The organism is Pseudomonas sp. Fl4BN1 (genome assembly GCF_009908285.1).
In the GTDB taxonomy this organism is placed as follows: Bacteria; Pseudomonadota; Gammaproteobacteria; order Pseudomonadales; family Pseudomonadaceae; genus Aquipseudomonas.
In genome coordinates, this window is sequence record NZ_JAAARM010000001.1 from 295,213 (window position 1) to 321,069 (window position 25,857).

The following is a 25,857-nucleotide window of genomic DNA, read 5'->3' on the forward strand; positions in this document are numbered from 1 at the left end:
CGCCTGAACTCTATCTGCCAGTTCCCTGTCTGAGAGGAGGAAATGCGCCTCGACTCGCGTTAAACTGCGCGGGTTTTTAGCCCCCCATTCCTCCGGAGCCTTCCATGTCCCGCGTTACCCTGAGTCGCTATTTGATTGAGCAGACCCGCAGCAACAACACTCCTGCCGATCTGCGCTTCCTGATCGAAGTGGTGGCGCGTGCTTGCAAGGAGATCAGCCACGCTGTGTCCAAGGGCGCCCTGGGCGGCGTGTTGGGCAGCATGGGCACGGAAAACGTGCAGGGCGAAGTGCAGAAGAAGCTCGACGTGATCTCCAACGAGATCCTCCTCGAAGCCAACGAATGGGGCGGTCACCTGGCCGGCATGGCGTCCGAAGAAATGGACAATGCCTACCAGATCCCCGGCAAATATCCGAAGGGCGCCTACCTGCTGGTTTTCGACCCACTGGACGGCTCCTCGAACATCGATATCAACGCGCCGGTCGGCACGATCTTCTCGGTACTGCGTTGCCCGAACGAGTACCTGAGCCAGAACGAAGCCTTGAACGAAAAGGCCTTCCTGCAGCCAGGTACCGAGCAGGTTGCTGCCGGTTATGCCATCTACGGCCCGCAGACCATGCTGGTGCTGACCCTGGGCGATGGTGTGAAAGGCTTCACCCTGGACCGTGAAATGGGCAGCTTCGTACTGACCCACGAAGACATCAAGATCCCGGAATCCACTCAGGAATTCGCGATCAACATGTCCAACCAGCGTCACTGGGAAGCGCCGGTACAACGCTATGTCGACGAACTGCTGGCAGGCGAAGACGGTCCGCTGAAAAAGAACTACAACATGCGTTGGGTCGCTGCGATGGTTGCCGACGTGCACCGGATCCTGACCCGTGGTGGCTTGTTCATGTACCCACGTGACAGCCGCGAGCCGGAGAAGCCAGGCAAACTGCGCCTGATGTACGAAGCCAACCCGATGTCGTTCCTGGTTGAACAAGCCGGCGGCGCCTCCACCAACGGCCATCAGCGCATTCTCGACATCCAGCCTGAAGGCTTGCACCAGCGCGTAGCGGTGTTCCTTGGTTCGAAAGAAGAAGTCGCTCGCGCGACTTCCTACCACAGCGAGTAAACCCATGGCCGACTCCTGGCAGCCTTTGCTTGATTGGTGGTTCGGCAGCGCCGAGAAACCTTCGGACATCGTGGCTGAGAAGGGCGGCCTGTGGTTTGGCAAGCGTGACAGCCAGGACCTCGAAGCGCGCACGCGCTTCGGGGGCCAGGTCGAACAGGCGCTGGCGGGCGGCTTGACCGACTGGGCGCAAAGTCCGCAAGGCTGGCTGGCCCTGGTGATCCTGCTCGACCAACTGCCACGCATGATCTACCGCGACACCCCCAAGGCATTTGCCGGCGATAGCCGTGCCCAGGCCCTGGTAGCGCAAGGCATTGCCGCGGATCTTGATCGGCAGTTGAGCGCCATGCAGCGCAGCTTCATCTACCTGGTGTTCGAGCATTGCGAGCACCTGGCGGTGCAGAACGAAGGCGTTTCACGCTTTGCCGCCCTGCACGACCAACAGTCGCTGGAAGATCGCCCGGTATTCGCCGATCAACTGGACTATGCCGAACGGCACCAGAAGGTCATTGCCCGCTTCGGGCGCTTCCCCCATCGCAATATCATTCTTGGCCGTGAATCCACAGCCGAAGAACTGGCCTTCCTGGGTGAGCCCGGCTCGCGCTTCTGATTGTCGACAGTGTTGCTGAAGACCCCTGGCAGATCGCCTTCGTTGGCCCGCCGGCTCCTACCGGGTTTCTGTAGGGGCAGGCTGACCGGCGAAGCTGTCAGATACGGAAACTGCCCACCAACTGCTGCAGGCGCTTGGCCTGTTGCTCCAGATCGGCGCAGGCACGCAGGGTCGCTTGCAGGTTTTCCACGCCTTCCTGGTTGAGGGTGTTGATCTCGGTGATGTCGACATTGATCGACTCCACCACGGCGGTCTGTTCCTCGGTGGCGGTGGCCACTGACTGGTTCATGCCGTCGATCTCGCCGATGCGCTGGGTTACGCTGTCCAGGCGTTCGCCGGCTTGATTGGCGATGCCGACACTGCTTTCGCTCTCGCGCTGACTTTCAGTCATGGTGCCCACCGCTTCACGGGCACCCACCTGCAACTCCTCGATCATCTTCTGCACTTGCTGCGCCGAATCCTGGGTACGGTGGGCGAGGTTGCGCACTTCGTCCGCGACCACGGCAAAGCCGCGTCCGGCTTCCCCGGCCCGGGCTGCCTCGATGGCTGCGTTGAGGGCCAGCAGGTTGGTCTGCTGGGAGATGCTGGTGATGACTTCGAGGATCTGACCGATGTTCACGGTGTTGCTGTTGAGGGTCTCGATGTTGTCGCAGGAGCTGCTGATCTTCACCGAAAGCTGCTGCATGGCAGCGATGGTCTTGTCCACCACCTGCTGGCCATCTTGCGCCAGGCTGCGGGCATCGCTGGAATGCTGCGAAGCCAGGGCGGCGTTCTGGGCAATTTCCTGGGCGGCGGCGCCCAGCTGGTTGATGGCTGCAGCGACGCTGCTGGTGCGCGAGGCCTGTTGGTCGGAATTGAGCATCGACGAGTTGGAGGCGGCCACCACCCGCAGGGCAACTTCGTTGACCTGGCCGGTGGCTGAGGACACTTCGCGGATCGAACTGTGGATGCGCTCGACAAAACGGTTGAACGACAGGCCCAGGGTGCCGAACTCGTCGTGGCTGTGGATCACCAGGCGCTTGGTCAGGTCGCCTTCGCCTTCGGCGATGTCGTGCATGGCCCGGCCCATCAGGTGCAAGGGTTGCATCAGCAGGCGGATCAGCATGCCCAACAGGCTGATGATGATCACCACGGCGATCAACATGGCGATGATCGCCGAGGTGCGGAACTCGCTGAGCATGGCGAAGGCGGTGTCCTGGTCCAGGACCAGGGCCACGTACCAGTCGGCCGAGGGCACACCGTTGACGTGAGTGAAGGAGATGAACTGGGTCTTGCCGTTCAGTTGCACTTCTTTCAAGCCGGGACTGATGGTTGGCGCGCCGCTGGGATACGCCTCGGCAAGGCTTTTGAGCACCAGCTTGCTATCGGGATGGATCAGGATCTTGCCATCGGCGCTGACGATGAAGGCGTGGCCATGACCGCCGAAGTTCAGCGAGTTGATGATCGCGCTGATGCTCGACAGGTCGATGTCGGCTCCGGCGACGCCGATCATTTGCTCCTGATGCCGCACCGGCGTGGCGACGGTGATCACCAGCTTGCCGGACGAGGCGGCGATGTAGGGTTCGGTGACGATGGTCTGCTGGGCGCTGTTGGCGGCCTTGTACCAGCCACGGGCGCGGGGATCGTAGTCGGCGCTGCGGTTGCCGGCTGGCACCGAGAACATCACGCCATCCTGGCCGCCGAAGTAGCTGAGCTGGAAGTTGCTGGTATAGGCGGGCAGGCCGACGCTGCGTTTCAGGCTGTCGGCGCCGTTGCCGTCCACAGCGATCTGTTGGGCCAGGGATTGCAGGAGCTGGATGCGACTTTCCAGCCAGGTCTGGATATTGCTGGTGGTCAGGCTGCCCAGTTCTTGCATCGAGGATTCGGTGCTGCTGTGTAGAGCCTCACGCTGTCGGTAGTCATTGAACAGAATAAAACAGGCGAACGCGACGGCCACCACAAGGGCGGCGGCAAGCAGGATCTTGTGGCTGAATTTCATATTGCTGGTCATTAAATGAACTACCGCGATGGGCTGGTCAACGAGGGGCGTCAATTTGCCACAGTGGAGGGTTTTGCGCTGCAGTTATGTCGACTGGCCAGTACGTAAGATGAGGCGCCCGCGAGGAAAACCGACGAACTGCCAGGGCAGGTAGAAAGGTCATTGATTTGCGAGGAAAATGCCTGGGACATCGGGCAACAAATACCCGCCGCGATGGGGAACCAGAAGGGGGTTTTCTCTTCTAAGCTTCTGGTTGGCTGACAGGCCTTCCCCCCTTCGTCCAGGAGTTCACCATGTCCCTGCGTTCTCTCGCTCTGTTGTCGTTTTGCGTGCTGCTGGCTGCGTGCAGCAAGGTCAATCAGGAAAACTATTCCAAGCTCTCGGCGGGCATGCCCAAGGTCGAGGTTGAGCAACTCCTGGGCAAACCGACCGATTGTTCGGGCGCGCTGGGCATGTCCAGTTGCACCTGGGGCGACAAGAACAGCTTTATCAGCGTGCAGTATGCCGGTGACAAGGTCCTGATGTTTTCCGGGCAAGGCCTGAAGTAAAACCGGGGCTTCGGGCCTGCGGGAGAAAAATAATGATGCGTTTTGTTGTCACTCTTCTGGTCGGCCTGCTCTTGGCCGGCTGCGCCACGTCCCGGGACGATTCGCTGGCGCCCAAGACCGTCAATCACGTCGATCTCAAGCGTTACCAAGGGACCTGGTACGAGTTGGCGCGGTTGCCGATGTATTTCCAGCGCAACTGTGCGCAATCCGAGGCCCGTTACACCCAACTGCCGGATGGCACCGTGGCGGTGCTCAACCGCTGCCTGACTCCGGAGTGGAAGTGGGAGGAGGCTCGCGGCACGGCAACGCCTCAGGTGTCGGGTAAAACCGACAAGCTCTGGGTCGAGTTCGATAACTGGTTCTCGCGGCTGTTGCCGGGGGCGACCAAGGGTGACTACTGGGTGCTGTACGTCAGCGATGACTACAAGACCGCGATTGTTGGCAACCCGAACCGGCGCTACCTGTGGCTGCTGTCGCGGACGCCGGAAGTCACCGAGACGGTGCGTGAGGAGTTGCTGAGCAAGGCTCGCCAGCAGGGTTATGACACCACGCGGCTGATCTGGCGGGTGTCGGACTCGGCAATGGCCAAGACCTCGAAATAAGCTCATCCGTAGGAGCCGGCTTGCCGGCGAAGGCGCTCGTGAGAATGCTTTCGCCGGCAAGCCGGATCCTACGGGTTGGGGTTAGTTGAGCAGGTCGCGCAGGACCTGGGTGAAGGCCCGGCTACTGTCTTCTTCGGCAGCGTGGCGCCCGTCACGCACCACCCACTGGCCACCCACCATCACGTCCCTCACCTGGCGGTCGCCGCCGGCAAACAGCCAACGGTTGAGAATCCCGTCACCGTCGGCGGTGGCCAGGTAGGGGTCGTTGCCATCGAGCACCAGCCAGTCGGCGCGTTTGCCCACGGCCAAGGCGCCTATGGCTTGCCCCAGTGCCTGGGCGCCACCGTCCAGCGCGGCATCGTACAGCGTGCGGCCAACCATGGGCTGGTCCGCGCGATACAGGCGGTTGCGCCGCTGATCCCGCAGGCGCTGGCCGTACTCCAGCCAACGTAGTTCCTCCACCACGCTGAGTGATACATGGCTGTCGGAGCCGATGCCCAAGCGCCCGCCCTGAGCGAGGAAATCCACCGCTGGGAAGATCCCGTCACCGAGGTTGGCCTCGGTGGTCAGGCACAGGCCGGCAATGGCTTGGCTCTTGGCCATGAGACTGACTTCTTCCGGGTTGGCGTGGGTGGCGTGGACCAGGCACCAACGTTGATCCACCGTGATGTTTTCATACAGCCATTGCAGTGGGCGACGCCCACTCCAGGCCAGGCAATCGTCGACTTCCTTCTGCTGTTCGGCAATGTGCATATGCACCGGGCATTGGCGATCGCTGGCGGCCAGCACTTCGCTGATCTGCTGTGGGGTGACCGCGCGCAAGGAGTGAAAGCACAAGCCCAGTTGCTGGTTGGCCTGCTGTGCCAGCAGGGGCTGCAAACGCTGCTGTAGCTCGAGGTAGTTTTCCGTGCTGTTGATAAAGCGCCGCTGGCCGTCATTGGGTGCCTGACCGCCGAATCCGGAGTGGCTGTACAGCACTGGCAGCAGGGTCAGGCCGATACCGGTGCTGCCGGCTGCCTGGCTGATGCGTCGAGACAGCTCGGCAGGATCGGCGTAGGGCTGGCCGTCGGTGTCGTGATGCACATAGTGGAATTCCGCCACCGAGGTGTAACCGGCCTTGAGCATTTCGATGTACAGCTGGTGGGCGATGATCTCCAGCTGCTCGGGACTGATCTTGCCTACCAGGCGGTACATCAGGTCACGCCAGGTCCAGAAGCTGTCGTTGGGGTTGCCGGCAACTTCCGCCAGCCCGGCCATGGCCCGTTGGAACGCGTGGGAGTGCAGGTTGGGCATGCCTGGCAGCAGCGGGCCCTTGAGCCGCTCGGCACCTTCTGCGCTGGCGTTGGCCTGGATGTGAGTCAGTTGGCCGCTGGCGCTGACTTCAAGTCGTACATGGTTGGCCCATCCATTAGGCAGTAGCGCGCGCTCGGCAAAGAAGGCGGACATGGTTCAAAACCCCATCGTTATGTTATTTGTATATACATATACAGACGTTTGCCTGCCCGGTAAACTCCGGCAAGCTAGCCACCTTTATCGAACCACAAGGATTTCCCGTGCCGACTCCGCCTGCCAAATTGCCGCTGGCTGCCCATCTGGGCGATAGTCCGGCGCCCTTGTATGCCCGCGTCAAACAGATGATCACCCAGCAGATCGAGAGCGGGAACTGGCCGCCGCATTACCGGGTGCCGTCGGAAAGCGAGTTGGTCAATCAGCTGGGCTTCAGTCGCATGACCATCAACCGCGCGCTGCGGGAAATGACCGCCGAGGGCATGCTGGTGCGCATGCAGGGCGTGGGCACGTTCGTTGCCGAGCCCAAGAGCCAGTCGGCGCTGTTCGAGGTGCACAACATTGCCGACGAGATCGCCTCCCGCGGTCATCGCCACACCTGCCAGGTCGTCACCCTGGGCGAGGAGGCTGCCGGTTCCGAGCGCGCCCTGGCCCTGGACATGCGCGAAGGGCAGAAGGTCTTCCACTCGCTGATCGTGCATTTCGAGAACGATATTCCGGTGCAGATCGAGGATCGCTTCGTTAACGCCCTGGTGGCGCCGGAGTACCTCAAGCAGGACTTCACCCTGCAAACCCCTTATGCCTATCTGTCCCAGGTCGCGCCCCTGACCGAGGGCGAGCACGTGGTGGAGGCGATTCTCGCCGAGCCCGAAGAGTGCCGGCTGCTGCAGATCGAGCGTGGCGAGCCGTGCCTGCTGATTCGCCGCCGTACCTGGTCCGGGCGCCAGCCGGTGACTGCTGCGCGTTTGATCCACCCCGGTTCCCGTCATCGTCTGGAAGGACGCTTTCATAAATGATCCAGTCCACCCTTTTACGCGCCACCGACTACCCGCGCATGCCGTGGAAAAATGGCGGCGGCAGCACTGAAGAGATTGCTCGCGATACTGGGGCCGGCCTGGAGGGTTTCGGTTGGCGCCTGTCGATTGCCGACATCGCCGAGTCCGGCGGTTTTTCCAGCTTTGCCGGTTATCAGCGGATCATCACCGTGTTGCAAGGCACCGGCATGACGCTCAATGTCGATGGCCGGGATGCGCGGCCCTTGCTGCCCCTCGATGCCTTTGCCTTCAGTGGCGCCAGCCAGGTGAGCTGCACCCTGCTGGACGGGGCGATCCGCGACTTCAACCTGATCTATTGCCCTGAGCGTTACGTCGCCCGTTTGCAATGGCTCGATGGCCAGCAGCGGTTTTTCACCCAGGCCCACACGGTGCTGGTGTTTGGTGCCGCCGAGCAGGCGTGGGTGGACATGGGCAACACCCCGGTGCAAGCACTGGGGCGCTATGACTGCCTGCGCGTGGACGGCAACACCGAGGTCATGGAAATCGCCCTCGATGGTCTCTGCTGCGTGATCGAACTCACCGCTGTTTGATCAACCAGCGGTTGCCGCAGGCCGGGATACGGCCTGCGGATGTTTCACACTTCCCTCCTTAATCTGCACTTCGATCCCATTCGGATCGAGGCGATTGGTGCTGGGTAAAACTCCCACCTCTCGGCCGTCGAATGCGCTTCCGTTCGCGCACTGATTTGTTACCGAATGCCCCAGTACGGCGCAACCCCCGACTTTGGTAACAGCTGCGCACCTGGCAAAAAATCTTCGTTTAAAAATTACGCACTGCTGGAGACCGCATTCCACAAGGCTTGCAGATTTTTCCTGAGGCTTATCAGGTAAGTCTCAAGAGAGTTGGCCGCTTGATTGCATATGCTTGTATGTACAAGTAAATATGTGTGCGTAAGAGTCGATGGAATCCTCTTCGCACCTTGGACTCATCGCCGAGGAGTTTTTCCGTGACTGACAGCAAACCCACCACATTCCGCAACGTCGAAATTCGCGCCGCCCGCGGCAACAAGCTGACCGCCAAGAGCTGGCTGACTGAAGCGCCGCTGCGCATGCTGATGAACAACCTCGACCCGGAAGTCGCCGAGAACCCCAAGGAACTGGTGGTCTACGGTGGCATCGGTCGCGCCGCCCGCAACTGGGAGTGCTACGACAAGATCGTCGAAGCCCTGACCAACCTGAATGATGACGAAACCCTGCTGGTGCAATCCGGCAAGCCAGTGGGCGTGTTCAAGACCCACAGCAATGCGCCGCGGGTACTGATCGCCAACTCCAACCTGGTGCCGCACTGGGCTACCTGGGAACACTTCAACGAACTGGATGCCAAGGGCCTGGCCATGTACGGCCAGATGACCGCCGGCAGCTGGATCTATATCGGCAGCCAGGGCATCGTCCAAGGCACCTACGAAACCTTCGTCGAAGCCGGTCGCCAGCACTACAACGATAACCTCAAGGGCCGCTGGGTCCTGACCGCCGGCCTCGGCGGCATGGGCGGCGCCCAGCCTCTGGCCGCAACCCTGGCCGGCGCCTGCTCGCTGAACATCGAGTGCCAACAGACCAGCATCGATTTCCGCCTCAAGACCCGCTATGTCGACGAGCAGGCCAAGGACCTGGACGACGCCCTGGCGCGCATCGCCAAATACACTGCCGAAGGCCGTGCGATCTCCATTGCCTTGTGCGGTAACGCCGCCGAGATTCTTCCGGAAATGGTCCGTCGCGGCGTGCGCCCGGACATGGTCACCGACCAGACCAGCGCCCACGACCCGCTCAACGGCTACCTGCCGGCTGGCTGGACCTGGGAGCAATACCGCGAGCGCGCCAAGACCGAGCCTGCAGCGGTGGTCAAGGCGGCCAAGCAATCGATGGCCGTGCACGTCCAGGCCATGCTCGACTTCCAGAAGCAGGGCATCCCGACTTTCGACTACGGTAACAACATCCGCCAGATGGCCCAGGAAGAAGGCGTCGAGAATGCTTTCGACTTCCCAGGCTTCGTCCCGGCCTACATCCGTCCGCTGTTCTGCCGCGGCATCGGCCCGTTCCGCTGGGCGGCGCTGTCGGGTGATCCGCAAGACATCTACAAGACCGACGCCAAGGTCAAGGAGCTGATCCCCGACGACGCCCACTTGCACAACTGGCTGGACATGGCCCGCGAGCGCATCAGCTTCCAGGGCCTGCCGGCGCGGATTTGCTGGGTCGGCCTGGGCCTGCGCGCCAAGCTCGGTCTGGCGTTCAACGAAATGGTCCGTAGCGGTGAGTTGTCGGCGCCGATCGTCATCGGCCGTGATCACCTGGACTCCGGTTCCGTGGCCAGCCCGAACCGTGAAACCGAATCCATGCAGGACGGCTCCGACGCCGTGTCCGACTGGCCGTTGCTCAACGCCCTGTTGAACACCGCCAGTGGCGCAACCTGGGTTTCCCTGCACCACGGCGGCGGCGTTGGCATGGGCTTCTCCCAGCACTCGGGGATGGTGATCGTCTGCGACGGTACCGATGAAGCGGCCGAGCGTATTGCCCGCGTGCTGCACAACGATCCGGCCACCGGGGTCATGCGGCATGCCGATGCCGGTTACCAGATCGCTATCGATTGCGCCAAGGAACAGGGCCTGAATCTGCCGATGATCACCGGCAAGTAACCCCCCGTTCTCTGTAGGAGCCAGCTTGCTGGCGATGGCAACACTGCGGTGCGCGAGTCGTACCGCCTCGCGAGCAAGCTCGCTCCTACAGGGGATATCGTCTGCAGTGCCCATAGAGGTTCGACGTCCATGGCTTTAGCGAATGATCGTGCAAGCATCAAACCGTTGATCGAAAAGCGTTCGATCGACTACATCCCGGAAGCGGAAAGACACGGTCGTCTCTTGAGTCAGTTCACCCTGTGGTTGGGTGCCAACCTGCAGATCACAGCCATCGTCACTGGCGCTCTGGCGGTGGTGTTGGGCGGTGATGTGTTCTGGTCGTTGATCGGTCTGTTGATCGGGCAACTGCTGGGCGGCGGGGTGATGGCGCTGCATGCGGCGCAAGGGCCGAGGCTCGGCCTGCCGCAGATGATCTCCAGTCGGGTGCAGTTCGGAGTCTATGGCGCGGCCATCCCGATGGTGCTGGTGTGCCTGATGTACCTGGGCTTCACCGCGACCGGCACGGTGCTTTCCGGGCAGGCGCTGGGCCAGATGTTCGGCGTCAGTGACAGCACCGGCATCTTGGTCTTCGCCAGTGTCATTGTGCTGGTCACTGTGCTTGGCTATCGGGTGATTCACTATATCGGCCGAGTCGCCAGTGTGATCGGCGTGATCGCTTTCTGCTACCTGTTCAGCCGGCTGCTGAGCCAGACCGACGTCAGTGCCTTGCTGGCTATTCGTCACTTCAGCTGGAGCAGTTTCCTCCTGGCCGTGTCGTTGGCCGCATCCTGGCAGATCGCTTTCGGTCCCTACGTCGCCGACTATTCGCGCTACCTGCCGAGCACGACTTCGCCGTTGAAGACGTTCCTCGCCGCCGGTGCAGGTTCGGTGATCGGTGCTCAGGTGGCGATGGTGCTCGGGGTGTTCGCCGCGGCCATGTCCAAGGGCCAGTTCGCTGGCCGTGAAGTGGCCTACATCGTTGGCCTGGGTGGCAGTGGTGCGATAGCCGCGTTGCTCTACTTCAGCATCGCCTTCGGCAAGGTGACCATCTCGACGCTGAACTCCTACGGCAGCTTCATGTGCATTGCCACCATCATCAGCGGTTTTCGCGGCGAGCTGAAGGTGACCCGCTTGCAGCGGCTGGTCGTGGTGTTGCTGATTGTCGGTACCGCGACCCTGATCGCTCTGCTCGGCCAGCACTCGTTCCTCGGTGCGTTCAAATCCTTCATCCTGTTCCTGCTGGCGTTCTTCACGCCCTGGAGCGCGATCAACCTGGTGGACTTCTATTGCATCACCAGGGAGCGTTATGACATCCCTGCGCTGTCCGACCCGGACGGTCGCTACGGTCGTTGGAATGTCATGGGCATCAGCATTTATGTGTTCGGCGTGCTGGTCCAGATGCCGTTCATTTCCACTCACTTCTATACCGGCCCCCTGGTGGCGAGTCTTGGCGATACTGATATTTCCTGGATCATCGGCCTGGTGGTGCCCGCAGCGTTGTATTACGTCTGTGCGAAGAAGTGGCATGGGGCGGTGCCCGAGCAGTTGATCCTGCCCGCCGAGCCGCCAGCAGCCCTTGAACAAACGACCCATGAGCCTCGCCGTGTTACGGCGGTGTGAACCCCGATTTTCCATAACCAGCGTGCCAAGGCGCCAGCGACTCACTATTGAGCCTGGCGACGGACAACGGAAGCTTCCGGAGCGACTGGTCGTTATTACAAAACTCTCAAAAGGAGCATAAATGTGACTGCGCTAAACCTGATTCCCGGCCAACTGACCCTGGCCCAACTGCGGGCTATCTATCAGCAACCGCTGACCCTGAGCCTGGACCACAGCGCTTCGGCGCAGATCGACGCCAGCGTCGCCTGTGTCGAGCAGATCCTCGCCGAGAACCGCACCGCCTACGGGATCAACACCGGTTTCGGCCTGTTGGCCTCGACCCGCATCGCCAGCGCCGACCTGGAAAATCTCCAGCGCTCCCTGGTGCTGTCCCATGCCGCTGGCGTGGGCGAGCCGATCAGCGATGATCTGGTGCGGTTGATCATGGTGCTCAAGGTCAACAGCCTGAGCCGTGGCTTCTCCGGTATCCGTCGCAAGGTGATCGATGCCTTGATCGCCCTGATCAACGCTGAGGTCTACCCGCATATCCCGCTCAAGGGCTCTGTGGGTGCATCCGGTGACCTGGCGCCACTGGCGCACATGTCCCTGGTGCTGCTGGGCGAGGGCAAGGCGCGCTACAAGGGGCAATGGCTGGAAGCTACGACGGCCCTGGAAGTCGCCGGCCTCAAGCCGCTGACCCTGGCCGCCAAGGAAGGCCTGGCGCTGCTCAACGGCACCCAGGTTTCGACTGCATATGCCCTGCGCGGTCTGTTCGAAGGCGAAGATCTGTTCGCCGGTGCCCTGGTCTGTGGTGGCCTGACGGTGGAAGCCGTGCTGGGTTCGCGCTCGCCGTTCGATGCGCGGATTCACGCCGCTCGCGGTCAGCGCGGGCAGATCGATACCGCTGCGGCCTACCGGGCATTGCTGGGGGACAGCACCGAGGTGTCCGCCTCGCACCAGAACTGCGACAAGGTTCAGGACCCGTACTCCCTGCGTTGCCAGCCGCAAGTGATGGGCGCTTGCCTGACTCAGTTCCGCCAGGCCGCCGAAGTGCTGGTGGTGGAAGCCAACGCCGTATCGGACAACCCGCTGGTGTTCGCTGCCGAGGGTGACGTGATCTCCGGTGGCAACTTCCACGCCGAGCCGGTGGCCATGGCCGCCGACAACATGGCCCTGGCCATCGCCGAGATCGCCTCCCTGAGCGAACGCCGTATCTCGCTGATGATGGACAAGCACATGTCCCAGCTGCCGCCGTTCCTGGTGGCCAATGGCGGGGTCAACTCCGGCTTCATGATCGCCCAGGTCACCGCGGCGGCCCTGGCCAGCGAAAACAAGGCCTTGGCCCATCCGCACTCGGTGGACAGCATCCCCACCTCCGCCAACCAGGAAGACCACGTTTCCATGGCCCCGGCCGCCGGCAAGCGCCTGTGGGAAATGGCCGAGAACACCCGCGGTGTCCTGGCTGTGGAATGGCTGGCGGCCTGCCAGGGCCTGGACCTGCGCGCAGGCCTGAAAACCTCGCCGACCCTGGAAAAAGCCCGCGCTACCCTGCGCGAAAAAGTGGCGTACTACGAGAAGGACCGTTTCTTCGCACCGGACATCAACGCCGCCAGCGAACTGTTGGCTTCACGCTGCCTGAACGATCTGTTGCCTGCCCGGTTGTTGCCGAGCCTGTGATGGGCGACGGGCCGCCCTGTCACTCCGTGTCCGGTAGGCAGGGGCGGCCCATTAGGGGGCGCGTTACCCGCAAGACAGACCTGGAGCGCCTGCTCCAGTCACCCTGCGCAGCCGCGCAGGGTGGTCTTGTCCGATAACAATAAAAGGGACAAAGACATGCAATCGCAAGAGAAAGGCTTACGCCGGGGCCTGACCGCCCGGCACATACGTTTCATGGCCCTGGGGTCGGCAATCGGCACCGGGCTGTTCTACGGCTCCGCCTCGGCGATCCAGATGGCCGGCCCGGCGGTACTGCTGGCCTACCTGATCGGTGGCGCGGCGGTATTCATGGTGATGCGCGCCCTGGGCGAGATGGCCGTGCACAACCCAGTGTCCGGCTCCTTCGGTCACTACGCCAGCCAGTACCTGGGCCCCCTGGCGGGTTTTGTGCTGGGTTGGACTTATGCGTTCGAGATGATCATCGTCTGCCTGGCCGACGTCACGGCCTTTGGCATTTATATGGGCTTCTGGTTTCCGGAGGTGGCGCGCTGGGTCTGGGTACTGGGCATCGTGTTGCTGATCGGCGGCCTGAACCTGTGCAGCGTCAAGGTCTTTGGCGAGATGGAGTTCTGGCTGTCACTGCTCAAGGTCGGGGCGATCGTTGCGATGATTCTCGGTGGTTTCGGCATCATGCTGTTCGGCCTCAGCTCGGCCACCGCCGACCAGGCGACCGGCGTCAGCAACCTTTGGGCTCATGGTGGCTTCATGCCTAACGGCGTGGGTGGGCTGATCGCTTCATTCGCCGTGGTGATGTTCGCCTTCGGCGGGATCGAGATCATTGGCGTCACCGCCGGTGAGGCCAAGGACCCGCAGCGGGTCATCCCCAAGGCGATCAACGCGGTGCCTCTGCGGATCTTGCTGTTCTACGTGCTGACCCTGTTCGTGCTGATGTCGATTTACCCTTGGCCGCAGATCGGTACCCAAGGCAGTCCGTTCGTACAGATCTTCGACAGCCTGGGAATCAGTGCGGCGGCGACCATCCTCAATATTGTGGTGATTTCGGCGGCGGTGTCGGCGATCAACAGCGATATCTTTGGCGCTGGACGTATGATGTTCGGCCTGGCCCAGCAAGGGCAGGCGCCCAAGGGCTTTGCCCAGGTGTCGAAGTATGGGGTGCCGTGGATGACCGTGCTCGTGATGGCCGTGGCCTTGCTGGGCGGGGTGGTGCTGAACTACCTGATTCCGGAAAACATCTTCCTGCTGATTGCCTCCTTGGCCACTTTCGCCACGGTCTGGGTCTGGCTGATGATTCTCCTGACCCACGTGGCCATGCGCCGCTCCATGAGCGCCGAGCAGGTGGCGCAGTTGCAGTTCAAGGTGCCGTTCTGGCCTTGGGCGCCGGCGGCGGCCATTGTTTTCATGCTGTTCATCTTCGGCGTGCTGGCCTACTTCCCGGAAACCCAGGCATCGCTGATGGTGGGCGTGGCGTGGGTCGTGTTGCTAGTGCTGGCCTATATGCTGTGGGTCAAACCGGCGGCCGCGCAGGCCCAGCGAATTCTCGCCGACACTTCTGTACCTACTGATCATTAACGGAGGCCTTGGATGAAGACTCTTTGGCAACACTGCAACGTCGCCAGCATGGCCCAGGGCACCTACTCGATCATCGAGGACGCGGCCATCGTGACGTCAGGGGCGCACATCGAGTGGATCGGCCGGCGCCAGCAGGCGCCGGTCGCCGATTACCATCAGGTACAGGACCTGGCGGGTGCCTGGGTCACCCCGGGCCTGATCGATTGCCACACTCATACCGTGTTCGGTGGCAACCGCAGCGGTGAGTTCGAACAGCGTCTGCAGGGGGTCAGCTACGCCGAAATCGCCGCCGCCGGTGGCGGTATCGCCAGCACCGTGCGGGCTACCCGTGCGGCCACCGAGGAGGAGTTGTTCGTCAGTGCGCGCAAGCGTCTACTGAGCCTGCTGCGGGATGGCGTCACCAGCGTCGAGATCAAGTCCGGCTATGGCCTGGACCTGGCCAGCGAGCGCAAGATCCTGCGGGTCATCCGCAGGCTCGGCGAGGTGCTGCCGGTCAGCGTGCGCAGCACCTGCCTGGCGGCCCACGCCCTGCCGCCGGAATACGCCGAGCGTGCGGATGACTACATCGAGCACATCTGCAGCGAGATGCTCCCGGCGCTGGCGGCCGAGGGGTTGGTGGATGCCGTGGATGCCTTCTGTGAATACCTGGCGTTTTCCCCGGCGCAGGTGGAGCGGGTGTTCATTGCCGCGCAGAAGCTTGGCCTGCCGGTCAAGCTGCATGCCGAGCAGCTGTCTTCCCTGCATGGTTCGAGCCTGGCAGCGCGCTATCAGGCACTGTCCGCCGATCACCTGGAGTTCATGACCGAGGGCGATGCCATCGCCATGGCGGCCTCCGGGACGGTTGCGGTGCTATTGCCCGGGGCCTTTTATTTCCTCCGGGAAACCCAGTTGCCGCCGATGGATGCCTTGCGCAAACACGGGGTGAAGATCGCCGTGGCCAGCGACCTCAATCCTGGCACTTCACCGGCGCTGTCAGTGCGCTTGATGTTGAACATGGCCTGCACCTGTTTTCGCATGACTCCCGAGGAGGCCCTTGCCGGGGTTACCCTGCATGCGGCCCAGGCCTTGGGCATGGAGCAAACCCATGGCTCGCTGGAAGTGGGCAAGGTGGCGGACTTCGTCGCCTGGCAGATTGATCGTCCCGCCGACCTGGCCTATTGGCTGGGCGGTGACCTGGAAAAACGCGTCGTACGACACGGCGTTGAAGTGACTGTGTAGGAGAAGGGTTGTGGATAAGGTTCTGAGTTTCAAACCTGGTCGGGTGCCGTTGCTGATCAGCATGCCCCACGCCGGCACGTGCCTGACCCCGGCGGTGGCCGCCGGGCTGGTTCCGCGGGCGCAGAGCCTGCCGGATACCGACTGGCACATCCCACGTCTGTACGAATTCGCCACGGCGCTGGGGGCCAGTACCCTGGCCGCCGAATACTCGCGCTTCGTCATCGACCTGAACCGTCCGTCCGACGATAAACCCCTTTACGTTGGCGCCACCACGGGCCTGTACCCGGAGACGCTGTTTGATGGTGAGCCCTTGTTCATCGAGGGGCAGGCGCCTTCCAAGGCCGAGCGGCAGCAGTACCTGCAAGAGGTCTGGGGGCCTTATCACCGCACCCTGCAGGAGGAGCTGGCGCGGCTCAAGGCCGAGTTCGGTTATGCCTTGCTGTTCGATGCCCACTCCATTCGCTCGCTGATCCCGCACCTGTTCGAGGGCAAGCTGCCGGACTTCAACCTCGGCACCTTCAATGGCGCCAGCTGTGATCCGCAACTGGCCAGCCACTTGGAGAGCATCTGCGCCGCTCATGGTGATTACACCCATGTGCTCAACGGTCGTTTCAAGGGCGGTCACATCACCCGGCATTACGGTAACCCGGCCGAGCACATTCACGCGGTGCAGCTGGAACTGGCGCAGAGCGCTTATATGGAGGAGTTCGAACCGTTCCGCTATCGCGAGGATCTGGCGGCACCGACCCAGGAGGTGCTCAAGGCATTGCTGCAAGGCCTGCTGGCCTGGGGGCATGAGCGCTACGGCCGCTGATCATATGGTGGCAGCCACGCCAGGCTGGAGACGACAAATGGGGTCAACAACCCCATTTTTCTCAAGGGCATGCTCATTGTGTAATTCGGGTTTATGATGCCGGACGGCAGAATAAATGAAGTCCCTTCAGGGATGAACCCGACCTCCACGGAGCGCGTAATGCAGACTTTGTACCCGCAGATCAAACCCTATGCCCGGCACGATCTGGCCGTCGACAGCCCCCACGTGCTGTATGTCGACGAAAGTGGTTCACCGGAAGGTTTGCCGGTGGTGTTCATTCATGGTGGGCCAGGTGCTGGCTGTGATGCTTCCAGCCGCTGCTATTTTGATCCGAACCTGTACCGCATTGTCACCTTCGACCAGCGCGGTTGCGGGCGCTCCACTCCCCACGCCAGCCTGGAAAACAACACCACCTGGGATCTGGTGGCCGACCTGGAACGGATCCGCCAGCACCTTGGCATCGACAAATGGGTGCTGTTCGGCGGTTCCTGGGGGTCGACCCTGGCCCTGGCCTACGCGCAAACCCACCCGGAGCGGGTGCACGGGCTGATCGTGCGGGGCATCTTTCTTGCCCGGCCCCAGGAAGTCCAGTGGTATTACCAGTGTGGTGCCAGCCGTCTGTTCCCGGACTACTGGCAGGACTACGTCGCGCCGATTCCTCTGGAGGAGCGTCATGACCTGGTCAGTGCCTTCCACAAGCGCCTGACCGGCAGTGACCAGATCGCCCAGATGCATGCAGCCAAAGCCTGGTCCGGCTGGGAAGGGCGCACCGCGACCCTGCGTCCCAATCCGCTGGTGGTGGACCGGTTCTCCGAGCCACAGCGAGCACTGTCGATTGCCCGGATCGAGTGCCACTACTTCACCAATAACGCCTTCCTCGAACCCGATCAGCTGATTCGCGACATGGGCAAGATCGCCCATTTGCCTGGGGTCATCGTCCACGGCCGCTACGATGTGATCTGTCCTCTGGACAACGCCTGGGAGTTGCATCAGGCGTGGCCCAACAGTGAGTTGCAGGTGATTCGCGATGCCGGCCACGCCGCTTCCGAGCCGGGCATCACCGATGCCCTGGTGCGTGCCACCGATCAGTTGGCCCGACGCCTGCTCGACTTGCCGCCTGAAGAAGCATGAAGGGCCTGTTGCAGCGCGTGGCCGGCGCGCGAGTGGAAGTCGCCGGGGAAATAGTCGGCGCCGTGGACCAGGGGTTACTGGTGCTGGTGGCGGTGGAGCCCGAGGACACCCGGGCCAGCGCCGACAAACTTCTGCATAAGCTGCTTAACTATCGGGTGTTCAGTGACGCCGAGGGCAAGATGAACCTGTCCTTGATGGATGTGCAGGGAGGGTTGTTGCTGGTGTCGCAGTTCACCCTGGCGGCGGACACCAAAAGCGGGTTGCGTCCGAGTTTTTCCAGCGCCGCGCCGCCCGCTCTCGGTGAGGAACTTTTCGACTACCTGGTAGTGAAGGCGCAACAGTTGCATGGCAAAGTGGCATCAGGGCGTTTTGGCGCGGACATGCAGGTGCATCTGGTCAACGATGGCCCGGTAACCTTCGTGTTACAGACCTAAAAGCGCCTGAAACATCTTTTTCCATCGATTTAGGCCGGAAACTGCTGTTTTTCGCGATAAATACTTTGTTGCCCCTGATGCGTTGTAACGCGGGCTACTAGATAATCGCGCGCTACGGGGATCAGCGTTCGTTGGTCCATTTTGACTTAAGTAGAGACTTGTCCACGGCCGTTTGGGGAATCATTTAGCCCCATCGGAGTCGGAACAATGCTCGCCAACCTGGCATATAGATAGCTGGCCGTTGGTTTTTTGATCTGTTTTCGGCGAGGGTTGCTCGTGATTGTTAGTCCCTGTAATGCACCAAATTTGTTTGCCAAACGGTTACGAAACGTACTGGTGACGGGCTCTGCGCTGTTCTGCCTGCTCGGTGCCGGTCAACTCATGGCATTCAATCTTGATGATGTGTCGGCCAAAGCCAAGGATCTTGCCGGGCAGAAGTACGAGGCCCCGCGCAGTAACCTGCCGAACGAGTTCCGTGACATGAAGTTCGCGGACTACCAGAAAATTCGCTTTCTCACCGAAAAAGCCGAATGGGCCGATCAGAAGACCCCGTTCAAGCTGTCGTTCTATCACCAGGGCATGCACTTCGACACGCCGGTGAAGATCAACCAGATCAGCGCCAACGCCGTTTCCGAGATCAAGTACGATCCGAGCCGTTTCGACTTCGGCGACGCCAAGTTCGATCCCAAGGCCACCGAAAAGCTCGGCTATGCCGGTTTCCGTGTGCTGTACCCGATCAACAAGGCTGACAAGCAAGACGAGATCATGACCATGCTCGGCGCGAGCTATTTCCGCGTCGTCGGCAAAGGCCACACGTATGGCCTGTCCGCCCGTGGCCTGGCGATCGATACCGCCTTGCCGTCCGGTGAAGAGTTCCCGCGTTTCAGCGAGTTCTGGATTCAACAGCCCAAGCCTACCGACAAGCACCTGGTGATCTACGCCCTGCTGGATTCGCCACGGGCCACCGGCGCCTATCGCCTGACCCTGCGGCCGGGCGCTGACACCATTGTCGACGTCAAGGCCCGGGTATTCCTGCGGGACAAAGTTGGCAAGCTGGGCCTGGCCCCGCTGACCAGCATGTACCTGTTCGGCGCCAACCAGCCGTCGAAAGTCCTCAACTACCGTCGCGAGCTGCACGACTCCAGTGGCCTGTCGATCCATGCCGGCAATGGCGAGTGGATCTGGCGTCCGCTGAACAATCCGAAGCACTTGGCCGTGAGCAACTTCTCGGTGGAGAACCCGCGTGGTTTCGGCCTGCTGCAACGTGGCCGCGACTTCAGCCACTATGAAGACCTCGACGACCGCTACGACAAGCGCCCAAGCGCCTGGATCGAGCCTAAGGGCGACTGGGGCAAAGGCACTGTCGACCTGGTGGAAATCCCTACCGCCGACGAAACCAACGACAACATCGTGGCGTTCTGGAACCCGGAAAAACAACCTGAGCCAGGCCAGCCGCTGGACTTCGCCTACCGTCTGCACTGGACCATGGATGAAGCCGCCCTGCATTCCCCGGACAGCGCCTGGGTGCAACAGACCCTGCGTTCCACCGGTGACGTCAAGCAGTCCAACCTGATCCGTCAGCCTGACGGCAGCGTTGCCTACCTGGTGGACTTCGAAGGCCCGTCGCTCAAGGCACTGCCGGCCGATGCACAGGTACGCAGCCAGGTCAGCGTCGGCGACAACGCCGAAGTGGTCGAGAACAGCGTGCGCTACAACGACGAAACCAAGGGCTGGCGCCTGACCCTGCGCTTGAAGATCAAGGACGCCAGCAAAGCCACCGAGATGCGTGCCGCGCTGGTTCGCGATATCCCGGTTGCCGAACCGGCCAAGGCCTCGACGCCGAACTCCAATTCCTCCGTGGCCAAGGCCGACAAGGTTGCCGCCAAGCAGCAGGAAAAAGAGAAGAAGGAAGCGGCCAAGCAGGCGGCTGCCCAGTCGGCCAAAGACGTCAAGGATACCAAGGACAAGGACCACAAAGACGCCAAGCAGCCAGTGGCTGCCGAAGCGGCCCCAGCCACACCGGAACCGGTTAAAACTGAACAAGTCCTGACCGAGACCTGGAGCTATCAGTTGCCTGCCGATGAGTAACTCTCAACTCCAGCCAGAGTCTCTTGCCGAGTACCTGGCTCACTTGCCGATGTCGGATGAGCAGCGCGCGGAACTCGCGGGCTGCCAGTCCTTCAGTGAACTGCACCAGCGTCTGTCGTCTGCCACCTTCGATGGTCCTGACGATGCCGCCCAGGCTTCGATCGGGCCGCGCTTGAGCCTGAGCACCGCGGCTGAACTGGAAGATGCCGAAATGCTCGGCGTCGACGCAGTGGGGCGAGTCTGTCTCAAGGCTACGCCACCGATCCGTCGGACCAAGGTGGTGCCCGAGCCGTGGCGTACCAATATCCTGGTGCGTGGCTGGCGGCGCCTGACCGGGCGCACCAACCCACCCGCGCCGCCCAAGGACGAGCGTGTGCTGCCGGCTGCCCGCTGGCGCACCGTGGGTTCGATCCGTCGCTATATCCTGTTGGTGCTGATGCTCGGCCAGACCATCGTTGCCGGCTGGTACATGAAAGGCATCATGCCGTATCAGGGCTGGTCCTTCGTCGATCTGGATGAGGTGATGCATCAGCCACTGATGCAGACCGCGCAGCAGGTACTGCCTTATGCATTGCAGACCAGCATCCTGATCCTGTTCGGGATCCTCTTCTGCTGGGTTTCGGCGGGTTTCTGGACAGCGCTGATGGGCTTCCTGGAACTGTTGACCGGTCGCGATAAATATCGCATCTCCGGAGCCAGCGCCGGCAACGAACCGATTGCGAAAGATGCGCGCACCGCACTGGTGATGCCGATCTGCAACGAAGACGTGCCCCGGGTATTTGCCGGTCTGCGGGCGACCTTCGAGTCGGTGGCGGCCACTGGTGACCTGGACCGCTTCGACTTCTTTGTGCTCAGTGACAGTAACGACGCCGATATCTGCATCGCCGAGCAGCAGGCCTGGCTGGATGTCTGCCGTGAAGCCAAGGGCTTCGGCAAGATCTTCTATCGCCGTCGCCGCCGTCGGGTGAAGCGCAAGAGCGGCAATCTCGACGACTTCTGCCGTCGTTGGGGCGGCGACTACAAGTACATGGTGGTGCTCGACGCCGACAGCGTGATGAGCGGCGAATGCCTGACCAGCCTGGTGCGCCTGATGGAGGCCACGCCGGATGCAGGGATCATCCAGACCGCGCCACGGGCGTCGGGCATGGACACCCTCTATGCGCGCATGCAGCAGTTCGCCACTCGGGTCTACGGTCCGCTGTTCACTGCTGGCCTGCACTTCTGGCAGTTGGGCGAGTCCCACTACTGGGGGCACAACGCAATCATCCGCATGAAGCCCTTCATCGAGCACTGCGCCCTGGCGCCACTGCCCGGTAAAGGCGCCTTTGCCGGTGCGATCCTGTCCCACGACTTCGTCGAAGCCGCGCTGATGCGCCGTGCCGGCTGGGGCGTGTGGATTGCCTACGATCTGCCCGGCAGCTATGAAGAGTTGCCGCCGAACCTGCTGGATGAACTCAAGCGTGACCGTCGCTGGTGCCACGGCAACCTGATGAACTTTCGCCTGTTCCTGGTCAAGGGCATGCACCCGGTGCACCGTGCGGTGTTCCTCACCGGGGTGATGTCCTACCTGTCGGCGCCGCTGTGGTTCTTCTTCCTGGTGCTGTCCACGGCCCTGCTGGCGGTCAATACCCTGATGGAGCCGCAGTACTTCCTCGAGCCACGGCAGCTGTATCCGCTGTGGCCGCAGTGGCATCCGGACAAGGCCATCGCGCTGTTCTCCACCACCATCGTGCTGCTGTTCCTGCCCAAGCTCTTGAGCATCATCCTGATCTGGGCCAAGGGTGCGAAGGAGTTCGGCGGCAAGTTCAAGGTGACCCTGTCGATGCTCCTGGAGATGCTGTTCTCCATGTTGCTGGCACCGGTGCGGATGATTTTCCACACCCGTTTCGTACTGGCCGCGTTCCTCGGCTGGGCCGCGACCTGGAACTCGCCACAACGTGACGATGACTCCACGCCATGGAGCGAGGCGGTGCGCCGCCATGGTCCGCAGACCCTGCTGGGCTTCTGCTGGGCATTGCTGGTGATCTGGCTGAACCCGAGCTTCCTCTGGTGGCTGGTGCCGATCGTCGGTTCGCTGATGCTGTCGATCCCGGTGTCGGTGATCTCCAGCCGTGTTGGCCTGGGCCTGAAGTCCCGTGACGAAAGCCTGTTCCTGATTCCTGAGGAATACGCTCCGCCGCAGGCGCTGCTGGCAACCGACCAGTACACCCATGAGAACCGCTGGCATGCGCTTAACGACGGTTTTGTCCGGGCCGTGGTCGATCCACAGCAGAACGCCCTGGCCTGTGCCTTGGCGACGTCCCGACACACTGAGGCCGAGCCGATTGAATGGCTGCGCCAGGAACGGGTACGGCATGCACTGAAAGTGGGTCCGGCGGCCCTGAATAACAGCGAGCGTCTGGCGCTGTTGAGTGATCCGGTAGCCCTGGGGCGCCTGCACGAGCAGGTCTGGAGCGAGGGGCACAGCGAATGGCTGAGCGCCTGGCGCCAGTCGGTGGAGGCTGATCCCCATGCTCCGCAGTTGCCGTTGCAGCCGTTGAACGCGGCGCCGCAACCGGCCTGAAGCCAACGCCCTTGAGTTCTTGCTCAAGGGCGTTTTACTTTCTGCCGTCGACCTATCGCGAATCCTCGTAGCCGTTGCCGCGGGCCTGGACTGCGTGCACACCGCCAGCGTTGCAGGGCTTTCCGGCGGTCTCCAGAATGCACGGCCTTCAGAGCCGATCGCAGGCTTTGACAGCGGCTACAGGTCGCCCCTCGGTAACAACAAAAATCCTTGTGCAAATGGCCGAGTGCGTTAGCATCGCACCCGCAAATTTCTGTGCGTAATCGACAGCGGCTTGATCTCCGAAAGTTTCCGTTCCAGGCCCGCTGCGCACAGACACCACAATAAAATGGTTTCAGGGGACTCGAGATGAAGAAGTATCTTTCGCTGCTGCTGGCAGGCGCCGCAGCTCTGCTGGCGGTCAACACGGCCCAGGCCGGCGCCATCGACGACGCGGTCAAGCGTGGCACGCTGAAGGTTGGCATGGACCCGACCTACATGCCGTTCCAGATGACCAACAAGCGCGGCGAGATCATCGGTTTCGAAGTCGACCTGCTCAAGGCCATGGCCAAGTCCATGGGGGTCAAGCTGGAGACAGTGTCCACCGGCTATGACGGCATCATCCCGGCCTTGCTGACTGATAAATTCGACATGATCGGCAGCGGCATGACCCTGACCCAGGAGCGCAACCTGCGCCTGAACTTCAGCGAGCCCTTCATCGTGGTCGGCCAGACCCTGCTGATCCGCAAGGACCTGGAAGGCACCATCAAGTCCTACAAGGACCTGAACAGCGCGGACTACCGCATCACTTCCAAGCTGGGCACCACCGGGGAAATGGTTGCCAAGAAGCTGATCGCCAAAGCCAAGTACCACGGCTACGACAACGAGCAGGAAGCCGTGCTCGACGTGGTCAACGGCAAGGCCGACGCCTTCATCTACGACGCCCCGTACAACGTGGTGGCGCTGAGCAAGGTCGGCAACGGCAAGCTTACGTTCCTCGACAAGCCGTTCACCTACGAGCCTCTGGCCTTCGGCCTGAAGAAGGGTGACTACGACAGCATCAACTTCATCAATAACTTCCTGCACCAGATCCACGAAGACGGTACTTACGATCGCATCCATGACAAGTGGTTCAAGAGCACCGAGTGGCTCAAGGACATGGAGTAACGCCGGTTGAGCGGCGCGGCGTCCTTGCAGTGACTCCGTGCCGCGGACCTTCGCCGGCAAGCCGGCTCCTACAGGCGCAAGCGCCTGGATTCGCGACACCCACTCCGGAATTTGTACAGCAATGAAACAGAAGAAAGCCCAATGGCCCTGGCACGTGCTCACCGCGCTGGTGCTGATCGGCCTGGCCGGCGCCCTGTACTACGCCACCTCGCTGATGTCCTACGAATGGCGCTGGAACCGCGTACCACAGTATTTCGCCTATCAGGCCGAAGAACCCCTGCGTGCAGCGCAGATTTCCACGGTCACCGAGGTGGTGCGCCAGGGCGGCAAGGCTGAAGTCACGCTGCGTGGCGACTCTGGTGACGAACAGCGCCTGAGTGTTGATGAAAGCAGCCTGCAGGTGGCTCGTGGCGATGATGTGGCCGAGGGCGACGTGGTCGGTGTGACCCGGCACTGGGCGGCGGGGCCGCTGTTGTGGGGTTTGTGGACTACGTTGTGGTTGTCGGTAGTGTCCGGCGTGTTGGGTTTGCTCATCGGTCTGGGCACCGGGCTGTGCCGCCTGTCGAGCAACCCGACCCTGCGTGACCTGTCGACCCTTTATGTCGAGCTGGTGCGAGGCACGCCGCTGCTGGTGCAGATCTTCATTTTCTACTTTTTTATCGGCACGGTGCTCAACCTGTCCCGGGAGTTTGCGGGGATTGCCGCGTTGTCGCTGTTCACCGGGGCCTATGTGGCGGAAATCGTCCGCGCCGGGGTGCAGTCCATTACCCGTGGACAGAACGAAGCGGCTCGCTCCCTGGGCCTGAGTGCTGGCCAGTCGATGCGCCACGTGGTGCTGCCACAGGCCTTCAAGCGAGTGCTGCCACCCCTGGCCGGGCAGTTCATCAGCCTGGTCAAGGACACTTCGCTGGTGTCGGTAATCGCTATCACCGAGTTGCTCAAGAGCGGTCGGGAAGTCATTACCACCTCGTTCTCGCCGTTTGAAATCCTGTTCTGTGTGGCGGGCCTGTATTTGTTGATCAACCTGCCGCTGTCGAAGATGGCCAGCCGGCTTGAGCGGAGGCTCGCGCAAAGTGATTGAAGTCCGCGATCTGGTAAAAGTCTTCGACACCCGTGGCCAGGTGGTGCGCGCGGTGGATAACGTCAGCACCCAGGTGGCCAAGGGCGAAGTGCTGGTGGTGATCGGTCCGTCGGGTTCCGGCAAGTCGACCTTCCTGCGCTGCCTCAATGGCCTGGAGGAATTCGATTCCGGCTCGGTAAGTATCGACGGCCTGCAACTGGCCGATCCCAAGACCGATGTGAACGCCTATCGTCGCGAGGTCGGCATGGTGTTCCAGCACTTCAACCTGTTCCCCCACATGACCGTGCTGGAGAACCTTTGCCTGGCGCAAAAGGTGGTGCGCAAGCGTGGCAAGCAGGAGCGTGAGGCCAAGGCCCTGGCGCTGCTGGAGAAGGTTGGAATCGCGCAGAAGGCCCATGAGTTTCCGTCGCGCCTTTCTGGCGGCCAGCAGCAGCGGGTGGCGATTGCCCGGGCCTTGGCCATGGAACCCAAGGTCATGCTGTTCGATGAGCCGACCTCGGCCCTGGACCCGGAAATGGTCGGCGAGGTGCTGGACGTGATGAAGACCCTGGCCCTGGAAGGTATGACCATGGTCTGTGTGACCCACGAGATGGGTTTTGCCCGGGAAGTGGCGGATCGGGTGCTGTTCTTCGACCACGGCAAGTTGCTGGAAGATGCCGCACCGGAGTTGTTTTTCGCTGCGCCGAAAGACCCGCGGGCCCAGGCATTCTTGCGCCAGGTGCTTTGATCGCTTCGCC

Annotated in this window: 21 protein-coding genes and 1 pseudogene; 19 read left to right on the forward strand and 3 right to left on the reverse strand. The window is 61.9% G+C overall.

The genetic code is table 11. From position 1 onward, the window contains the following. The first annotated feature begins 104 nt into the window (after positions 1–104). Positions 105–1,115 carry a class 1 fructose-bisphosphatase gene (locus tag GV818_RS01325; RefSeq protein WP_161754420.1) on the forward strand — a complete coding sequence of 337 codons (1,011 nt, stop codon included), beginning with the start codon at positions 105–107 and terminating at the stop codon, positions 1,113–1,115. 4 nt (positions 1,116–1,119) lie between these two features. After that, on the forward strand, positions 1,120–1,722 hold the full coding sequence (locus GV818_RS01330) for a DUF924 family protein (protein WP_161775667.1): 603 nt from the start codon (positions 1,120–1,122) through the stop codon (positions 1,720–1,722). A 97-nt stretch (positions 1,723–1,819) separates the two neighbouring features. Here GV818_RS01330 and GV818_RS34850 read toward each other — a convergent pair whose 3' ends face one another. Next, positions 1,820–2,584, reverse strand: coding sequence for a methyl-accepting chemotaxis protein (locus GV818_RS34850; protein WP_372242028.1), 765 nt, complete (start codon positions 2,582–2,584; stop codon positions 1,820–1,822). A 93-nt stretch (positions 2,585–2,677) separates the two neighbouring features. Beyond that, positions 2,678–3,712 (reverse strand): annotated as a pseudogene (locus tag GV818_RS34855) (HAMP domain-containing protein); the annotation flags it as partial. 281 nt (positions 3,713–3,993) lie between these two features. On the opposite strand from GV818_RS34855, the gene GV818_RS01340 reads away from it, so the two are divergent. Beyond that, positions 3,994–4,248 (forward strand): outer membrane protein assembly factor BamE, encoded by a 255-nt coding sequence (locus GV818_RS01340; RefSeq protein ID WP_161754426.1) that lies wholly within the window; start codon positions 3,994–3,996, stop codon positions 4,246–4,248. A 32-nt stretch (positions 4,249–4,280) separates the two neighbouring features. Continuing rightward, entirely contained in the window at positions 4,281–4,850 is a 570-nt protein-coding gene (locus GV818_RS01345) for a lipocalin family protein (RefSeq protein WP_161754427.1), read from the forward strand. An 81-nt stretch (positions 4,851–4,931) separates the two neighbouring features. On the opposite strand, the gene GV818_RS01350 is transcribed toward GV818_RS01345, so the two are convergent. Further along, positions 4,932–6,296, reverse strand: a complete 1,365-nt coding sequence (locus tag GV818_RS01350) for a formimidoylglutamate deiminase (RefSeq protein ID WP_161775669.1) — start codon at positions 6,294–6,296, stop codon at positions 4,932–4,934. Positions 6,297–6,484: 188 nt separating this feature from the next. Here GV818_RS01350 and hutC point away from each other — a divergent pair, with 188 nt between their 5' ends. The 15 genes from hutC (at position 6,485) to GV818_RS01425 (ending at position 25,847) form a co-directional block, all read left to right on the forward strand. Continuing rightward, positions 6,485–7,153, forward strand: coding sequence for a histidine utilization repressor (hutC, locus tag GV818_RS01355; RefSeq protein ID WP_256667381.1), 669 nt, complete (start codon positions 6,485–6,487; stop codon positions 7,151–7,153). Then, on the forward strand, positions 7,150–7,722 hold the full coding sequence (locus GV818_RS01360; RefSeq protein WP_161754434.1) for a HutD/Ves family protein: 573 nt from the start codon (positions 7,150–7,152) through the stop codon (positions 7,720–7,722). The genes hutC and GV818_RS01360 overlap by 4 nt, the downstream gene beginning before the upstream one ends. Before the next feature lie 416 nt (positions 7,723–8,138). Then, complete coding sequence (gene hutU, locus GV818_RS01365) at positions 8,139–9,821, forward strand: urocanate hydratase (RefSeq protein WP_161754436.1); 1,683 nt, start codon at positions 8,139–8,141, stop codon at positions 9,819–9,821. Between the two features lie 129 nt (positions 9,822–9,950). Continuing rightward, positions 9,951–11,420, forward strand: a complete 1,470-nt coding sequence (locus GV818_RS01370) for a purine-cytosine permease family protein (protein WP_161754438.1) — start codon at positions 9,951–9,953, stop codon at positions 11,418–11,420. Positions 11,421–11,543: 123 nt separating this feature from the next. Next, positions 11,544–13,076, forward strand: coding sequence for a histidine ammonia-lyase (gene hutH / locus GV818_RS01375; RefSeq protein ID WP_161754439.1), 1,533 nt, complete (start codon positions 11,544–11,546; stop codon positions 13,074–13,076). 156 nt (positions 13,077–13,232) lie between these two features. Beyond that, entirely contained in the window at positions 13,233–14,645 is a 1,413-nt protein-coding gene (locus GV818_RS01380; RefSeq protein ID WP_161754441.1) for an amino acid permease, read from the forward strand. A gap of 12 nt (positions 14,646–14,657) precedes the next feature. Continuing rightward, positions 14,658–15,863 carry an imidazolonepropionase gene (hutI, locus tag GV818_RS01385; RefSeq protein WP_161754444.1) on the forward strand — a complete coding sequence of 402 codons (1,206 nt, stop codon included), beginning with the start codon at positions 14,658–14,660 and terminating at the stop codon, positions 15,861–15,863. 10 nt (positions 15,864–15,873) lie between these two features. Next, the gene (gene hutG / locus GV818_RS01390; RefSeq protein WP_161754446.1) at positions 15,874–16,677 is read left to right on the forward strand and encodes an N-formylglutamate deformylase; all 804 of its coding nucleotides are present in this window, start codon (positions 15,874–15,876) and stop codon (positions 16,675–16,677) included. A gap of 159 nt (positions 16,678–16,836) precedes the next feature. After that, a complete protein-coding gene (gene pip, locus GV818_RS01395) occupies positions 16,837–17,808 on the forward strand; it encodes a prolyl aminopeptidase (protein ID WP_161754448.1) in 972 nt (323 codons plus the stop codon). Then, positions 17,805–18,242 (forward strand): D-aminoacyl-tRNA deacylase, encoded by a 438-nt coding sequence (gene dtd / locus GV818_RS01400; RefSeq protein WP_161775670.1) that lies wholly within the window; start codon positions 17,805–17,807, stop codon positions 18,240–18,242. Before pip ends, dtd begins: the two co-directional genes overlap by 4 nt. A gap of 276 nt (positions 18,243–18,518) precedes the next feature. Continuing rightward, positions 18,519–20,330 carry a glucan biosynthesis protein G gene (locus tag GV818_RS01405; protein ID WP_161754452.1) on the forward strand — a complete coding sequence of 604 codons (1,812 nt, stop codon included), beginning with the start codon at positions 18,519–18,521 and terminating at the stop codon, positions 20,328–20,330. Beyond that, complete coding sequence (gene mdoH, locus GV818_RS01410; RefSeq protein WP_161775671.1) at positions 20,323–22,893, forward strand: glucans biosynthesis glucosyltransferase MdoH; 2,571 nt, start codon at positions 20,323–20,325, stop codon at positions 22,891–22,893. Before GV818_RS01405 ends, mdoH begins: the two co-directional genes overlap by 8 nt. A gap of 348 nt (positions 22,894–23,241) precedes the next feature. Beyond that, positions 23,242–24,039, forward strand: coding sequence for a transporter substrate-binding domain-containing protein (locus GV818_RS01415; RefSeq protein WP_161754456.1), 798 nt, complete (start codon positions 23,242–23,244; stop codon positions 24,037–24,039). Between the two features lie 121 nt (positions 24,040–24,160). Beyond that, positions 24,161–25,120, forward strand: coding sequence for an amino acid ABC transporter permease (locus GV818_RS01420; RefSeq protein WP_161775672.1), 960 nt, complete (start codon positions 24,161–24,163; stop codon positions 25,118–25,120). Next, positions 25,113–25,847 carry an amino acid ABC transporter ATP-binding protein gene (locus tag GV818_RS01425; protein ID WP_161754460.1) on the forward strand — a complete coding sequence of 245 codons (735 nt, stop codon included), beginning with the start codon at positions 25,113–25,115 and terminating at the stop codon, positions 25,845–25,847. Before GV818_RS01420 ends, GV818_RS01425 begins: the two co-directional genes overlap by 8 nt. Positions 25,848–25,857 lie beyond the last annotated feature (10 nt).

What these genes read in the sequence shown, in the direction of transcription:
- GV818_RS01325 (WP_161754420.1), top strand. Translation starts at nt 105, where the DNA reads ATGTCCCGCGTTACCCTGAGTCGCTATTTGATTGAGCAGACCCGCAGC.
- GV818_RS01330 (WP_161775667.1), top strand. Translation starts at nt 1,120, where the DNA reads ATGGCCGACTCCTGGCAGCCTTTGCTTGATTGGTGGTTCGGCAGCGCC.
- GV818_RS34850 (WP_372242028.1), bottom strand. Translation starts at nt 2,584, where the DNA reads ATGCTCAATTCCGACCAACAGGCCTCGCGCACCAGCAGCGTCGCTGCA.
- GV818_RS01340 (WP_161754426.1), top strand. Translation starts at nt 3,994, where the DNA reads ATGTCCCTGCGTTCTCTCGCTCTGTTGTCGTTTTGCGTGCTGCTGGCT.
- GV818_RS01345 (WP_161754427.1), top strand. Translation starts at nt 4,281, where the DNA reads ATGATGCGTTTTGTTGTCACTCTTCTGGTCGGCCTGCTCTTGGCCGGC.
- GV818_RS01350 (WP_161775669.1), bottom strand. Translation starts at nt 6,296, where the DNA reads ATGTCCGCCTTCTTTGCCGAGCGCGCGCTACTGCCTAATGGATGGGCC.
- hutC (WP_256667381.1), top strand. Translation starts at nt 6,485, where the DNA reads ATGATCACCCAGCAGATCGAGAGCGGGAACTGGCCGCCGCATTACCGG.
- GV818_RS01360 (WP_161754434.1), top strand. Translation starts at nt 7,150, where the DNA reads ATGATCCAGTCCACCCTTTTACGCGCCACCGACTACCCGCGCATGCCG.
- GV818_RS01370 (WP_161754438.1), top strand. Translation starts at nt 9,951, where the DNA reads ATGGCTTTAGCGAATGATCGTGCAAGCATCAAACCGTTGATCGAAAAG.
- GV818_RS01380 (WP_161754441.1), top strand. Translation starts at nt 13,233, where the DNA reads ATGCAATCGCAAGAGAAAGGCTTACGCCGGGGCCTGACCGCCCGGCAC.
- hutI (WP_161754444.1), top strand. Translation starts at nt 14,658, where the DNA reads ATGAAGACTCTTTGGCAACACTGCAACGTCGCCAGCATGGCCCAGGGC.
- pip (WP_161754448.1), top strand. Translation starts at nt 16,837, where the DNA reads ATGCAGACTTTGTACCCGCAGATCAAACCCTATGCCCGGCACGATCTG.
- dtd (WP_161775670.1), top strand. Translation starts at nt 17,805, where the DNA reads ATGAAGGGCCTGTTGCAGCGCGTGGCCGGCGCGCGAGTGGAAGTCGCC.
- mdoH (WP_161775671.1), top strand. Translation starts at nt 20,323, where the DNA reads ATGAGTAACTCTCAACTCCAGCCAGAGTCTCTTGCCGAGTACCTGGCT.
- GV818_RS01415 (WP_161754456.1), top strand. Translation starts at nt 23,242, where the DNA reads ATGAAGAAGTATCTTTCGCTGCTGCTGGCAGGCGCCGCAGCTCTGCTG.
- GV818_RS01420 (WP_161775672.1), top strand. Translation starts at nt 24,161, where the DNA reads ATGAAACAGAAGAAAGCCCAATGGCCCTGGCACGTGCTCACCGCGCTG.